This is a genomic window from Bradyrhizobium sp. SHOUNA76 (genome assembly GCF_023006445.1).
GTDB lineage: Bacteria > Pseudomonadota > Alphaproteobacteria > Rhizobiales > Xanthobacteraceae > Bradyrhizobium.
In genome coordinates, this window is the sequence record NZ_JALBHA010000121.1 from 1 (window position 1) to 14,353 (window position 14,353).

Annotated in this window: 13 protein-coding genes and 1 pseudogene; 9 read left to right on the top strand and 5 right to left on the bottom strand. The window is 63.3% G+C overall.

All coding sequences use genetic code 11. The features are described 5' to 3' along the window. The coding region (locus MOV74_RS15740) for a cytidylyltransferase domain-containing protein (RefSeq protein WP_404979147.1) at positions 1–127 on the bottom strand (127 nt) is incomplete at its 3' end. A 218-nt stretch (positions 128–345) separates the two neighbouring features. On the opposite strand from MOV74_RS15740, the gene MOV74_RS15745 reads away from it, so the two are divergent. The 6 genes from MOV74_RS15745 (at position 346) to MOV74_RS15770 (ending at position 8,846) form a co-directional block, all read left to right on the top strand. Beyond that, positions 346–900 carry a cytochrome c family protein gene (locus tag MOV74_RS15745; RefSeq protein WP_246923876.1) on the top strand — a complete coding sequence of 185 codons (555 nt, stop codon included), beginning with the start codon at positions 346–348 and terminating at the stop codon, positions 898–900. Positions 901–1,111: 211 nt separating this feature from the next. Then, on the top strand, positions 1,112–3,013 hold the full coding sequence (locus MOV74_RS15750; protein ID WP_246923878.1) for an extracellular solute-binding protein: 1,902 nt from the start codon (positions 1,112–1,114) through the stop codon (positions 3,011–3,013). A gap of 14 nt (positions 3,014–3,027) precedes the next feature. Continuing rightward, positions 3,028–4,914 carry an extracellular solute-binding protein gene (locus MOV74_RS15755; RefSeq protein ID WP_246923880.1) on the top strand — a complete coding sequence of 629 codons (1,887 nt, stop codon included), beginning with the start codon at positions 3,028–3,030 and terminating at the stop codon, positions 4,912–4,914. 2 nt (positions 4,915–4,916) lie between these two features. Continuing rightward, the gene (locus tag MOV74_RS15760) at positions 4,917–6,026 is read left to right on the top strand and encodes a microcin C ABC transporter permease YejB (protein ID WP_246923883.1); all 1,110 of its coding nucleotides are present in this window, start codon (positions 4,917–4,919) and stop codon (positions 6,024–6,026) included. Beyond that, complete coding sequence (locus MOV74_RS15765) at positions 6,026–7,204, top strand: ABC transporter permease (RefSeq protein WP_246923888.1); 1,179 nt, start codon at positions 6,026–6,028, stop codon at positions 7,202–7,204. The genes MOV74_RS15760 and MOV74_RS15765 overlap by 1 nt, the downstream gene beginning before the upstream one ends. A gap of 4 nt (positions 7,205–7,208) precedes the next feature. Continuing rightward, the gene (locus MOV74_RS15770) at positions 7,209–8,846 is read left to right on the top strand and encodes an ABC transporter ATP-binding protein (RefSeq protein WP_246923890.1); all 1,638 of its coding nucleotides are present in this window, start codon (positions 7,209–7,211) and stop codon (positions 8,844–8,846) included. A gap of 72 nt (positions 8,847–8,918) precedes the next feature. Here MOV74_RS15770 and MOV74_RS15775 read toward each other — a convergent pair whose 3' ends face one another. From MOV74_RS15775 to MOV74_RS15790, 4 genes are all read right to left on the bottom strand, one after another. Further along, positions 8,919–9,146, bottom strand: a complete 228-nt coding sequence (locus MOV74_RS15775) for a hypothetical protein (RefSeq protein WP_246923893.1) — start codon at positions 9,144–9,146, stop codon at positions 8,919–8,921. A gap of 38 nt (positions 9,147–9,184) precedes the next feature. Then, positions 9,185–9,466, bottom strand: coding sequence for a hypothetical protein (locus MOV74_RS15780; protein WP_246923896.1), 282 nt, complete (start codon positions 9,464–9,466; stop codon positions 9,185–9,187). A 190-nt stretch (positions 9,467–9,656) separates the two neighbouring features. Continuing rightward, positions 9,657–10,511: a C40 family peptidase gene (locus MOV74_RS15785; protein WP_246923899.1), complete on the bottom strand. Its 855-nt coding sequence runs from the start codon at positions 10,509–10,511 to the stop codon at positions 9,657–9,659. Beyond that, complete coding sequence (locus MOV74_RS15790; protein WP_246923902.1) at positions 10,504–11,877, bottom strand: M17 family metallopeptidase; 1,374 nt, start codon at positions 11,875–11,877, stop codon at positions 10,504–10,506. Before MOV74_RS15790 ends, MOV74_RS15785 begins: the two co-directional genes overlap by 8 nt. A 200-nt stretch (positions 11,878–12,077) precedes the next feature. Here MOV74_RS15790 and MOV74_RS15795 point away from each other — a divergent pair, with 200 nt between their 5' ends. The 3 genes and pseudogenes from MOV74_RS15795 to MOV74_RS15805 all read left to right on the top strand — a co-directional run. Continuing rightward, complete coding sequence (locus MOV74_RS15795) at positions 12,078–12,281, top strand: hypothetical protein (protein WP_246923905.1); 204 nt, start codon at positions 12,078–12,080, stop codon at positions 12,279–12,281. A 288-nt stretch (positions 12,282–12,569) separates the two neighbouring features. Further along, positions 12,570–14,072 carry a metallophosphoesterase gene (locus tag MOV74_RS15800; RefSeq protein WP_246923910.1) on the top strand — a complete coding sequence of 501 codons (1,503 nt, stop codon included), beginning with the start codon at positions 12,570–12,572 and terminating at the stop codon, positions 14,070–14,072. Positions 14,073–14,170: 98 nt separating this feature from the next. Further along, positions 14,171–14,353 (top strand): annotated as a pseudogene (locus tag MOV74_RS15805) (hypothetical protein); the annotation flags it as partial.

Genomic DNA, 14,353 nt, shown 5'->3' on the forward strand with positions numbered 1-14,353 from the left:
CGGCCTCGGCGCGGCGCAGCACATGCACGATCATCGGCTGGCCCGCGATATCGGCGAGCGGCTTGCCGGGCAGGCGGGTGGCGGCCATGCGGGCCGGGATCAGCACCAGGATGCGAGGATCAATCATCGGGTCAAGAGCCTGCAAACAGGGCGTTTTCCGCGCCGAGAAATGGAGTGGGGACGGGTTGAAAGCCGGGTCGCTTATACGGGTTGCCAGACCCCGGGCAAACCGATATCTCAATGGCAAAACTCGGGGAAACAATAGGGAACGTTTGATTCTCCCGAGGCTCGTCCTGGCGGCCGATTGCGCCGCTGTTTCCTTCTTGCGGTGGGGCCTGGCCGGAAATGGACTCTTTCGAACTCAATAAAATCATGGGTGCCGTGCTTGGTACCTGTCTCTTTCTCTTGGGGACCAGCTTTACCGCCCAGGCTCTTTTCTCGCCCAAGATGCCGGAAAAACCCGGCTTCGAGATCGCCGTGAAGGAAGATGCCGGCCACGGCAAGGAAGGCGGCGCTGCCGCCGCAGCTTCCGAGCCGATCGAAAAGCTGCTCCAGACCGCCTCCGTCGAAAAGGGCTCTGCAGCCGCCAAGAAGTGCGGCGCCTGCCACACCTTCGAAAAGGGTGGCCCGAATCGCGTTGGTCCCAACCTCTATGGCGTCGTCGGCGAGAAGAGGGGCGAAGGCCGCGGCGGCTTCAACTTCTCGGCTGCCATGAAGGCCAAGGGCGGCACCTGGACGTTCGACGACCTCAACAAGTTCATCGCCAATCCGAAGGGCTTCATCCCGGGCACCGCGATGGGCTTTGCCGGTATTCCCAAGGATTCCGAGCGCGCTGATGTCATTGCCTATCTGAATTCGCTGTCAGAGCACCCTCAGCCGCTGCCGACGGCGTCGAAGTAAGGCCTCAAGAACCTGTCTTGGAATATGCGGCCAGGCTGAAAAGCCTGGCCGTTTCCGTATCCGGGCCTCGCGACGAATTTATCGGGGCGTTTGGCCGCATCCGATAGGTCGCCGGGCCTTTCAAGATGAGGAAAAAGCAACATATTCGGTCGAAACCTCGCCTATATTGGGAACTTAAAGGAGTAGCCTCCTTCAAGACAGGGATGTTGATTTGGCCATTACCCGACGCGATCTCCTGCTCACCGGCACTGCTGCCGCAGCGCTTCCCGCCCTTGGTTCCCTGGGCAGCGTTCCCGTCATCGGCGCAGCACGCGCGCAATCCGCCAGTGAGCTACCTTGGCGCCACGCGTTATCCCTGTTCGGAAAGGTCAAGTACCCCGCTGACTTCAAGCGCTTCGACTACGTCAATCCGGAAGCGCCGAAGGGCGGCATCGCGCGCCAGATCGCCGTCGGCACCTTCGACAACTTCAACATCGTTGTGTCAGGTGTGAAGGGGCAGGTCGCCGGCGCCGTCGCATTCATCTACGAATCCCTCACGACGCCCTCGCTCGACGAGGTATCGACGGAATATGGCGCGCTGGCCGAGGCCGTCAGCCATCCGGATGACTTCTCCTACGTGACTTACCGCTTGCGGCCGCAGGCCAAATGGCACGACGGCAAGCCCGTTACCGCGGACGACGTGATCTTTTCGCTCGATTCCTTCAAGAAGCACCACCCGATGTACTCGGCCTATTACAGCCATGTGGTGAAGGCCGAGAAGGTCGGCGAGCGCGAGGTGAAGTTCGTATTCGACGCGCCGGGCAACCGCGAGCTGCCGCAGATCGTGGGCCAACTCACGGTCCTGCCGAAGCATTGGTGGGAAGGGACCGACGCGCAGGGCCGCAAGCGCGATGTCTCCGCGACCACGCTCGAAGTGCCGCTCGGCTCCGGTCCCTACAGGATCAAGGACTTCGTAGCAGGGCGGTCGATCGCGCTGGAGCGCGTCAAGGACTATTGGGGCCGCGACCTGCCGGCCAATCTGGGCCGCAACAATTTCGACGAGCTGCGCTACGAATATTTCCGCGATGCCACCGTGGCGATCGAGGCTTTCAAGGCCGACCAGGTCGATTGGCGTACAGAGAACAGCGCGAAGAACTGGGCGACCGCCTACGACTTCGCGGCCGTGACGGAAAAGCGCGTGATCCTCGAGGAGTTCGCCAATCGCAGCTCGGGCGTGATGCAAGCCTTCGTGCCGAACCTGCGCCGCGCCAAATTCAGCGACCCCCGCGTGCGGCGTGCGCTCAACTACGCCTTCGACTTCGAGGAGATGAACAAGCAGATCTTCTACGGCCAGTACAAGCGCATCAACAGCTATTTCGACGGCATCGAAGATCTGATGGCAACCGGCTTGCCGCAGGGCAAGGAGCTCGAGATCCTCGAGACCGTCCGTGCTCAGGTCCCGCCCGAAGTCTTCACCACGGCCTACAGCAATCCGATCGGCGGCAGTCCGGAAGCCGTGCGCGACAATCTTCGCGAGGCGCTGCGCCTGTTCAAGGAGGCCGGCTACGAGGTGCGCGACCGCAAGCTGACCGACGTCAAGACCGGCGCCCAGTTCACCCTGGAATTGCTGAACTCGGATCCGAGCTTCGAGCGAATCACGCTGTTCTACAAGCCGTCGCTGGAGCGGCTCGGCATTGCCGTCAGCGTGCGGACGGTCGATCCGACCCAATACGAGAACAGGACACGCGAGTGGGATTTCGACATCGTCACCAACTCGTGGGGCGAGTCGCAGTCGCCGGGCAACGAGCAGCGCGAGTTCTGGTCGTCCAAGACGGCTGACATCGCCGGCTCGCGCAACATTGCCGGCATCAAGAATCCGGCGATCGACAAGCTGATCGAGCGGGTCATCTACGCGGCCGATCGCGACGATCTTGTCGCTGCAACCAAGGCGCTCGACCGTGTACTGCTGTGGAATCACTATGTCGTGCCGCAGTGGACCTATACGAAGGTGCGCACCGCGCGCTGGGATCGTTTCGGCCGGCCCGCCGAATTGCCCCGATATGGCCAGTCTGGCTTCCCGTTCATCTGGTGGTACGACGCAGACAAGGCGGCGCGGATCGCAAAGAAGTCGTGAAGGACATCCCCCGCATGACGCAGATGTCACGCCGCCATGTGCTGGCCTTGGGTGTTGGCGGCGCCCTCGGTGCGTCGCTGGGCGCGCGGCCGATGCGTGGCGCGCATGCGTCGGAAGCCGGGATTGAGGCTCACGGCATTTCGGCGTTCGGCGATCTCAAATATCCCGCCGACTTCCACCATTTCGACTACGTCAACGTCGATGCGCAAAAGGGCGGCGCGTTCTCCCTCATTCCGTCGGTGCGCGCCTACAACCAGTCCTACCAGACCTTCAACTCGCTCAACGCCTTCATCCTGAAGGGCGACGGCGCGCAGGGCATGGACATGACCTTCGCACCGCTGATGGTGCGCGCGAACGACGAGCCTGATGCGATGTACGGGCTCGCGGCCAAATCCGTTCAGATATCGCCGGACAGGCTGGTCTACCGCTTCACGATGCGGCCGGAGGCGAAATTCCACAACGGCACGAAGCTCACCGCGCATGATGCGGCGTTCTCGCTGATGGCGCTGAAGACCAAGGGCCATCCCTTGATCCTGGTGCAGCTGCGCGACATGGTCGGCGCGGAAGCGATCGACGATGCAACGCTCGTCGTCACCTTTGCCAAGGGTCGCGCGCGCGACGTGCCACTCTATGCAGCGAGCCTGCCGATCTTCTCGAAGGCGTACTACGCGTCCCGCCCGTTCGATGAAACGTCTCTGGAGATCCCGCTGGGCTCGGGTCCGTACAAGGTCGGCAAGTTCGAGGTCAATCGCTACATCGAGTATGAGCGGGTGAAGGACTGGTGGGGCGCCGATCTGCCGCCCTGCCGCGGCACCTATAATTTCGACATTGTGCGCTATGAGTTCTACCGCGATCGCGACGTCGCCTTCGAGGGGTTCACCGGCAAAAATTATCTCTACCGTGAGGAGTTCACGTCCCGCATCTGGGCGACGCGATATGATTTCGCCGCCGCCAAGGAGGGGCGAGTCAAGATGGAAGTCGTGCCCGACGAGACGCCGTCGGGCGCGCAGGGCTGGTTCATCAACACGCGACGTGAAAAATTCAGGGACCCGCGGGTGCGCGAGGCCCTGATCAATGCGTTCGACTTCGAATGGACCAACAAGACCATCATGTACGGCGCCTATGCCCGCACGGTGTCGCCTTTCCAGAACTCCGATCTCATGGCGAGCAACGGGCCTCCGTCGCCGGAAGAACTGAAGCTGCTCGAGCCGTTCCGGGGCCAAGTCCCCGACGAGGTGTTCGCAGCGCCTTTCTCCCCGCCGATCACGGACGGATCCGGACAGGATCGCAGCCTGCTGCGCAAGGCGCAGCAATTGCTGACCGATGCCGGTGTGCCGATCAAGGACGGCAAGCGCGTCCTGCCGAACGGTGAGGTCTTCCGCATCGAATTCCTGCTGGACGAGCCCTCGTTCCAGCCGCACCACGCGCCCTATATCAAGAATTTGGGGACGCTGGGCATCGAGGCCAACATCCGGCTCGTCGATGCCGTGCAGTACAAGGCGCGCCAGGAAGATTTCGACTTTGACATGACGATCCAGCGCTTCAGCATGTCGGCGACGCCGGGCGATGCCATGCGCGCATTCTTCTCGTCGCAGGTCGCGGCGACCAAGGGGTCGTACAATCTCGCGGGCATCGCCAGTCCGGCCATCGATGCCATGATCGAGAAGATCATGGCAGCCGACAGCCGCGAGGAACTGACCGTCGCTTGCCGCGCCTTCGATCGCCTGTTCCGCGCCGGCCGTTATTGGGTGCCACAATGGTACAACAAGACGCACCGGCTGGCTTATTGGGATCAGTTCGGCCATCCGCAGAAGCTGCCGCGTTATGCCAATGGCGTCGGCGCGCCCGACATCTGGTGGCATGAACCCGCCAAGGCCGCCAAGCTCGAGCAGGCGAAATAATCATGAGCGCCTATATCGCCCGCCGCATCCTCCTGATGATCCCGACGCTGCTGGGGATCCTCTTCGTGTCTTTCGTCGTCGTGCAATTCGCGCCGGGCGGCCCGGTCGAACGCGTGATCGCGCAGCTCTCCGGAGCTGACACCGGCGGCACCTCGCGCATTTCGGGCGGCAGCGACTTTGCGCAGCGCGCGCCCGGGCAAGTCGGGGCCGGCGGCGATGCCGTCAACTCGAAATATCGCGGCGCGCAGGGTCTTGATCCCGATTTCATCAAGAAGCTCGAGGTGCAGTTCGGCTTCGACAAGCCGGCACCGGAACGCTTCGCACTGATGGTGTGGAATTTCGCCCGCTTCGATTTCGGCAAGAGCTATTTCCGTGACGTCAGCGTTCTGCAGCTGATCAAGGAGAAGCTGCCGGTTTCGATCTCACTCGGCCTGTGGCTGACGCTCCTGACCTATCTGATCTCGATCCCGCTCGGCATCCGCAAAGCGGTCAAGGACGGCACACGCTTCGACACCTGGACGTCGACCGTGCTCGTGCTCGGCTATGCGATTCCCGGCTTCCTGTTCGCAATTCTCCTCATCATCCTGTTTGCCGGCGGCTCCTTCTTCAACTGGTTCCCGTTGCGCGGACTGACCTCCGACGGCTGGTCGCAGTTCCCCTGGTACTGGAAGATCATCGATTACTTCTGGCATCTCACGCTGCCGCTGATCGCCATGGGGCTCGGTGCGTTCACCACCATGACGTTCCTGACCAAGAACTCGTTCCTGGACGAAATCCGCAAGCAGTACGTGATGACCGCGCGCGCGAAGGGCTGTAGCGAGAATCGGGTGCTTTATGGGCACGTCTTCCGCAATGCGATGCTGATCGTGATCGCAGGCTTTCCCAGCACCTTCATCCACGCCTTCTTTTCCGGCTCGCTCCTGATCGAGACCATCTTCTCGCTGGATGGGCTCGGGCTGCTCAGCTTCGAGAGCGTGCTCAACCGCGACTATCCCGTGGTGTTCGGCACGCTCTATATCTTTTCGTTGGTCGGCCTCGTGATCAACCTGGTTTCCGACCTGACCTATATGTGGATCGACCCCCGGATCGATTTCGAGGCGCGGGAGGTCTGATGACGATTACCGCACCGACGCCGATCGAGACCACCACCCAGTCCCCGCTGGGCGAGATCGTTCCGATCACGCGCAAGCCGTTCGCTCCATCGCCGCTCAACAAGCGGCGGTGGCAGAATTTCAAGGCGAACCGCCGCGGCTACTGGTCGTTCTGGATCTTCATTGCGCTGTTCGTGGTCTCGCTGTTCGCAGAGCTGATCGCCAACGATCGGCCTTTCCTGATCAAGTTCGACGGCCGTCTCTACTGGCCCGCTTTCGTGACCTATTCCGAAACGACCTTCGGCGGCGACTTCGAAACCGCGGCTGACTACCGCGATCCCTATTTGCAGAAGCTGATCAAGGAGAAGAACGGCACCATCGTCTGGCCGCTGATCCGTTATTCTTACGACACCCACAATCTCGACCTCCCGACGCCTGCGCCGTCGCCGCCGACATGGATGCTGACGGAGAAGCAATGCCAGTCGGTGGTGGAGAAGAAGGGGCTGAAGAGCTGCCGCGACCTCGAATACAACTGGCTCGGCACCGACGATCAGGGGCGCGACGTGGTCGCACGGCTGATCTACGGCTTCCGCATCTCGGTGCTGTTTGGCCTTTGTCTCACTATCGTCTCGTCCGTCATCGGCATCGCAGCGGGCGCGGTGCAAGGCTATTTCGGCGGCCGGGTCGATCTCATCTTCCAGCGTTTCATCGAGATATGGACGGCGATCCCCTCGCTCTATCTTCTCCTGATCCTGTCTTCGGTCCTCGTGCCCGGCTTCTTCGTGCTGCTCGGCATCCTCCTGCTGTTCTCTTGGGTTTCGCTGGTCGGTCTCGTGCGGGCCGAATTCCTGCGCGGGCGCAACTTCGAATACATCCAGGCGGCGCGGGCGCTCGGTGTCTCCAACCCGATCATCATGTTCCGCCACCTGCTGCCGAACGCGATGGTGGCGACCATGACGTTCCTGCCCTTCATCGTGTCGAGTTCGGTGATGACGCTGACGGCGCTGGATTTCCTGGGCTTCGGCCTGCCGCCGGGATCGCCTTCGCTCGGCGAATTGCTGTCGCAGGCCAAGTCCAATGTGCAGGCGCCCTGGCTCGGCTTCTCCGGCTTCTTCTCGGTCGCGAGCATGCTGTCGCTCCTGATCTTCACCGGCGAAGCCGTGCGCGACGCCTTCGATCCGCGCAAGACGTTCAGGTAAGCCGATGGACGCGATCAACCAGCCCCTGCTTGCCGTTCGCGACCTCTCGGTGGCCTTCCACCAGGGCGGCGCCACGACGCTTGCGGTCGACAAGGTCTCGTTCCAGATCAAGCGCGGCGAATGCCTGGCGCTGGTCGGTGAATCCGGCTCCGGCAAGTCCGTCAGCGCGCTCTCGATCCTCAAGCTCTTGCCCTATCCGAACGCCTCGCACCCCTCGGGCAGCATCCGCTTCAAGGGGCAGGAGCTCATCGACCGTTCCGAGCAGGAGATGCGGGAGATTCGCGGCAGCGATATCTCCATCATCTTCCAGGAGCCGATGACCTCGCTCAATCCGTTGCACACGATTGAGGCGCAGATCGGCGAGATCATCCAGCTGCATAATCCAACCAGCAATGCCGAGGCGCGCAGGCGGACGCTGGAGCTGCTGACGCAGGTCGGCATTCCCGAGCCGGAGACGCGGCTGAAGAGCTATCCGCATCAACTCTCCGGCGGTCAGCGCCAGCGCGTGATGATCGCGATGGCGCTCGCCAACGAGCCGGATCTGTTGATCGCGGACGAACCGACGACGGCGCTCGATGTCACCGTGCAGGCGCAGATCCTGGCGCTGCTCGCCGAGATCCGCTCGCGGCTCGGCATGAGCCTGCTCTTCATCACCCACGATCTCGGCATCGTACGCCGCATCGCCGACACCGTCTGTGTCATGAAGAGCGGCGAGATCGTCGAGCAGGGACCTGTCGAGCAGGTCTTCAAGTCGCCGAAACATCCCTACACGCGCGATCTGCTCGCGGCCGAGCCGAAGCCGGATCCGGCGCCGCCGCAGCCGGATGCGCCGGTCGTGATGTCGGCCAACGACCTGAAGGTCTGGTTTCCGATCAAGCGCGGCCTGATGCGCAAGACGGTCGGCCACATCAAGGCGGTCGACGGCGTCAGCGTCGCCGTGCGCAAGGGCGAGACGCTGGGCGTCGTCGGCGAATCCGGCTCGGGCAAAACCACGCTGGGGCTGGCGCTGCTGCGACTGATCTCGTCGAACGGACGCATCGTGTTCTTGGGGAAGGACATCCAGGGCCTGCGTTTCAAGGAGATGCGGCCGTTCCGGCGCGACATGCAGATCGTGTTCCAGGACCCGTTCGGCTCGCTCTCACCGCGCATGTCGGTCGCCGATATCATTGCCGAAGGTCTCTCCGTGCATCAGCCGACGCTGTCGCGCGAAGAGCGCGAGGCGCGCGTCGTCAAGGCACTGGAAGACGTCGGGCTGAAGCCCGATACCCGCAACCGCTATCCCCATGAATTCTCCGGCGGCCAGCGCCAGCGCATCAGTATCGCGCGGGCGGTGGTGCTGGAACCGGATTTCGTCGTGCTGGACGAGCCGACCAGCGCGCTCGACATGCTATTCCAGGCGCAGATGGTCGATCTGCTACGCGAGCTCCAGCGCAAGCGCGAGCTTACCTACATGTTCATCTCGCACGATCTGCGCGTCGTCGCTTCGCTCGCGAGCCACCTGATCGTGATGCGCGGCGGCAAGGTCGTCGAAGAGGGACAGGCCGCAGAGCTGTTCAAGACCCCGAAGACGGATTACACGCGGGCGCTGTTCGCGGCGGCGTTCCGGCTCGAGACGGCGGGGAACGGGGCGGCCGCGACGTAGTCTGTCATTCCCGGGCAGCGCGAACCCCGGGGACGCTTCCAAGGCGGGCTGTGCTTGACCCGTCGCGTTGATTTACGCGGCGCGATCCTTGTCCGACTGGTCCTCGGCCGCGGTCGCAGTTTCTTCCAGCCGCTTTTCGTAATTGCCCGCGAGCCTCTCGATGCTGTCGGCCCACATCCTCAGCATTGAAATCTGAAAGTGCATCATCGGCTTCAAGGCATTCATGCCGATTGCTGTCGCTGCGGCGATGCGCCGTTCTGGGTCGCGCGCGAAACGGTCTGCATTGGTCTTGTCTGCCATGCTGTTCGCTCCTTCGCTCTGGTGTTATGGCCTGAAAGCTAGCTGTCGTGTTTTGAACCGCGTGCTTCTAAACATTCAGCCAAAACTTGATCCGCCGCGAGTCGCGCGCATTGGTTGTCTTGCAATTCATCCAGCTTTTTCAAGTAGGCGACTGCGGCTATTTGCAACAGATCGAAATCATCTTCGCCGGCATCGCGAAGATTGGCGATGTAGCGGTGGAGGGCGGAACGCCTGCTATCATTCTCGCTGATGCCGCTGTGGAGCAGCAAATAGTTCCGCCAAGCGAACGCACACGCGCCTTCTCTGGCCTGAGAACTCATGGGCACCTCCCAAAGCCAGAGAAAGACTGACGACGCGTTTCGTTCCGCAAAGCTCTCAGATGTAACGTTTGTTCCGTAGCTGCGCCGCAAGATGCCCATTGGACGGGGTCGATGCGTCCGATACGTCAACAACCGCGTCCGGAACCTGTTCGGATGCCGAGAAAGCTCGCGTTTACGATGATCCGCGGCCCTAGAGCCGCTTGATCGCGACGACTTCGCTGCCGGCCTGCTTGATCCGTGCGATGGCCGACTCGATCGGCTCGATCACCGTCGCCATGTGATGCGCGTTGGCGTGAACCATGGTGCTGCCATCGCGGACGATCGCGACATGTCCCTTCCAGAAGACCAGATCGCCGCGCAGCAAGCTGCTCCGCTCATGCGGATCGAGCGCGCGGCCGAGCCCGGCCTGCTGCATGTCGCTGTCGCGCGGGCAGCCGATGCCTGATGCTGTCAGCGAGACCTGAACGAGGCCGGAGCAATCGATGCCAAAACTGCTCTTGCCGCCCCACAGGTAAGGCGTGCCGACGAAGCGCTCGGCGACAGCGACGTAATCCGGCTCGCGATGATCGAGCGGGGTGAGATGGAACTTCGGCAGATACCTGCCGTCGCGCGTCACGGCGAAGATTCCGTCTTCGCGCGCCACCGCGAGCCTGGATCCCATCACGAGCGTCTCAGCCGGCGGCAGCTTGATCGAGGGACCGGGAAACGCAAACGTCCGCAGCGCGCCCACCTTGTGGGTCGGGGCGGCTGCCGGCTTCGTCAACGCCGCATCCGGCAGCCAGCCGACATAGCCATCGCCATTGAGCTGGCCCCACGCCCAGCCTTCGCCGTTGCGGTCGTAGACCGTGACGCGTTCGCCGCGCAGTGCCTCCGTCATCAGCATCGCGCTCGAAGACGGTTGCTCGCGCACCGGCGCGACCGGTTCGACCACCTCGAGTTCCTCGCCGGTGACGAAGCGATCCGCCTCGATCTTGCCTTCGAGATACTTCGCCGCAAGGTCGCCCCGCGCCGGCGTCAGCCGCGGATCGTATTTTGGATCATGCATAGCGCTCGCTCAGCAAGGTGTAGATGGCCCGCGCGGCCTGGCACTCGCCGCCTTCGGGGCGTGCGGGCTTGGCCGACGGCGTCCAGCCGTAGATGTCGACATGCAGCCAGCTCCTGGCCTGCTCGACGAAGCGTTGCAGGAACAGCGCGCAGGTGATCGAGCCGGCAAAGCCGCCTGATGGCGCGTTGGTGATGGTGGCCGTCTTGGAGTCGAGCCAGGCATCGTAAGGCGGCCACAGCGGCATGCGCCACAACGGATCGTTCTCCTGCACCGCGCAGCGCGCGAGGTCGGCGGCAAGGGTCTCATCATTGGTGTAAAAGGGCGGTAAATCCGGCCCCAGTGCGACGCGGGCCGCGCCGGTCAGCGTGCCCAGATCGATCAGCAGATCGGGCTTCTCCTCGTCGGCCAGCGCCAGCGCGTCGGCGAGCACCAGGCGGCCTTCCGCATCCGTGTTGCCGATCTCGACCGTGATGCCCTTGCGCGAGGTGAAGATGTCGAGCGGGCGGAAGGCGTTGCCCGCGAGCGCGTTCTCCACGGCCGGAATCAGCACGCGAAGCCGCACCTTCAGCTTCGCGTCCATCACCATGCGTGCCAGCGCCAGCACATTGGCGGCGCCGCCCATGTCCTTCTTCATGATCAGCATGCCGCTCGACGGCTTCAGGTCGAGCCCGCCGGTGTCGAAGCAGACGCCCTTGCCGACCAGCGTCACCTTGGGATGATCAGGATCGCCCCAGCCGATATCGATCAGCCGCGGCGCGCGGCTGGAGGCCATTCCGACGGCGTGGATCAACGGGAAATCCGTCTCCAACTCTTCGCCGATGGTGCAGGCGAAACTTGCACCGAACTCGGCCGCGAGCGCTTGCGCGGCGGCAGCCAGCTCCGCCGGCCCCATGTCGTTGGACGGTGTGTTGATGAGGTCGCGCGCGAGCATTGCGGCATCCGCGATCCGCTCGATCCCGGCCGCATCGACGCCATCAGGCGGCACCAGCCGGACGTCGGGACGATCAGCCTTGCGGTAGCGCGCGAAGCGGTAGCATCCCAGTGCGAAGGCGAGCGCCGCCAGCCGTGCATCATGTGGGGCATTGGCAAAGCGATAAGTGCCCGGCGGCAGAAGCCCCGGCAGGGCGCCAGACCGGAACAGGTCGCGCGATCTTGCACCCTCGTCCTCGAGGCCGAACAGCACCTGCGCAATTGCGCCGTCCGGCGCAGGCAGTGCCAGATAGGCGCCCGGCTTGGCGGTGAAGGCGCATGCCGTGGCGAACAGCCGTTGCGGCGGCGGCAGCGTTTCGGCGACCTGATCCCAGCTCGATTTGGTGACGAAGGTGATCGGGATGGCGGTGGGCGACGTCTCGAAGACAGAAGGCATTGGCGGGTCCCGATCGTCAGATCAAACGGGTCATACGAACGGACGAGACTTCGCAGAGTTTGGCCGCTGCTGCAATCGGCTTTGCCTGTCACCGTTCAGCGAGCCGCTACTCGCGGCAAGGGGGCCATGCTAGGTTCCGGCAACGGTGGCCAGGGATGCAAATCGGGCGACCGGCGACAAAGCGTCGGGAGGAAGGTGCAATGGAATTTGTGTGGAGCGTGGTCACATTCATCGGCCAGGCCGTCGAGGCGATTTTTGGCTATGTCGAGCACCACCACTGGATCTTCGCGCTCCTTGCCGGCGGTTACGTCTTCTATCTCCATGACCGATCCGTCCACGCCCGGTTCGATGCGCTGGACAAGCGTGTCGACGAAATCCGCAAGCGGCTTGCCATCGAATATTGATCGGACGAAACGAAACCGCTGTACGGCAGGACTCGTATCTCATGTTGAGAACTGCCGTTCACGCGAGCGCGGCCGCAGGGCTTTACTCGCGCCGCGGTTGTGGCATGATTGGCCGATATTTTAGATTGTGTCGCGCGCCTCTGCACGCATCGTGCGAGAACGCGGCGGCACGCGGTTGATACTTGCCCGAGGCCCATCCTAACCCGGGCTGCGACCGGCCAATCTGTTCGTCGAAGGCATTTCTCGCATCGTTTTGGGCGACGCAGCATTGGCAAATGAGCGGCGCAAATGGATAGATCGTTCGTTATTGCGCAGATTTCCGACCTGCATCTGGACGGGTCGGGCCGGCTGCTCCCGACGATCGAGGCGCTCAGTGCCGCTCTCCGCGAGAGGATGGCGGACCTCGCCGATGTCCCCGATCGCATCCTGCTGATCACGGGAGATCTCGTGGACGATCCGACGCCGCGCGCGCTCGACGAAGCGCTGGCCGTCATCGCGTCCCTCCGGCAGACCGGTGTGTTCACCGACATCCAGGCCGTTGCCGGCAATCACGACGTCAAGCGGCCGAGCCAGTGGGCCGGCCGTCACGACGTCTATGATTACCTGCATCTGCCGCGGACCTCGAAGAGCGTCTATTACCGGCAGGGTGGTCTCGACCTGGTGCTGCTGGATTCCAACCGCGCAAGCCTGACGACGCTTGCGAGCGGCCATATCGATGAGGGCACCTACAACGCGATGGTCGCGGATTCCGCCCGGCTGAGCGTCGAGCTCGCGGGCAGCATAGGGTCTGCGGGGCGTGCCGATTATGCCGAGCCGACGGAAAACCTGGTGCGCGTGCTGGCCCTGCATCATCATCCGCTGCCGCAGGCGACGGGAGAAGGAAAGCGCTTTCTCGGCGCGCCCGATGAGCCGCTGATGTATCTGGCAGCGCCCGGAACCTTCCTCGAAGCGGCAACCTCCCTCAACGTCAATCTGGTTCTGCACGGTCACCGGCATGTCGAGGGACTGACCCGCTATTCCATCCCCGATCCACGTGCGATCTCGAGCGAGAGCGGCGAAGCGTTCTGGCGCACGATCTACGTGCTCTCCTGCCCATCCTCGACCGGGCAAGCCGGCGACGATGCCGGCTTCAACATCGTCCATTTCGGTCCCTCGTACCGCGCTGGCCGCACGGACTACCGCTTCGCGATCACGCGCTATTCCAGGCCGCGTAACGGTGGCGCTTTCGGGCTGCTCGATTCCAATCTGCCGGACGGAATCATCAGGCTGCCGGCAGGGCGGGACTTTTCCCGCGATCCGGCGGTCCAGTCGGCGATCGAGATCGCCTCATGCGCCTCGCTGAAGCGGGATCAGGTCGCGGTGATCGCCCGCCGATTGTTCATGCGTCGCGGCTTTTACGATGAAGCCGAACCGGACTGGGCGAGCGCGTTCTACACTTACGTCGTCTCGTCTCATGCCTGGACGGACCTCGAAGGCAAGGTCGCGAGGTCCGGGCCGAGGTCCGACATCGACGCATTGTCCGCGGTGAGAACACGGCTCAATCGATTGATCGCGCAATCCGCCGATGTGCTCGGCGTCGATCGCGCTCAGCTCGATGAGCTCTCCGGCAGGCGCTCGATCAACCGTGATGATTTCCTGCGCCAACTGCCGAGGCTGTCCCGCGAGGGCGTCGATGCCCGGCAGCCGGCGCGACAAAGGCGGCAATTGCTGCGGGACCTGAACGAACAGGTGAAGGCACTCGGCCTCAATCTGGACCTCGGCGGTGAGGCGCCGCCGCAAACGTCGCCCTGAGAGGTGCGGGCAGGGGAGCGGCGTTAACCGGCCGTTAGGGTTAACAGTCTATTGCTGGCGCGTTCGGCTCGATCAATCGGCTCGAGAGTCAAGGCGTCATGCGTCAACGGTTCAGTCCTGCCAGGCTTCTTGTGTCCACGTCGGTGGTCGCGGCATTGGCCATGGGCCTCGGCGGCTGCACGGCCATGTCGAAACTCTCCGACGTGACGGGCTCGGTCGGGGGGGCGCGGGCCGAGGCCGCTCCCACCGATCGCGGGCCGACCGATCCGGCGCGTGCCGTC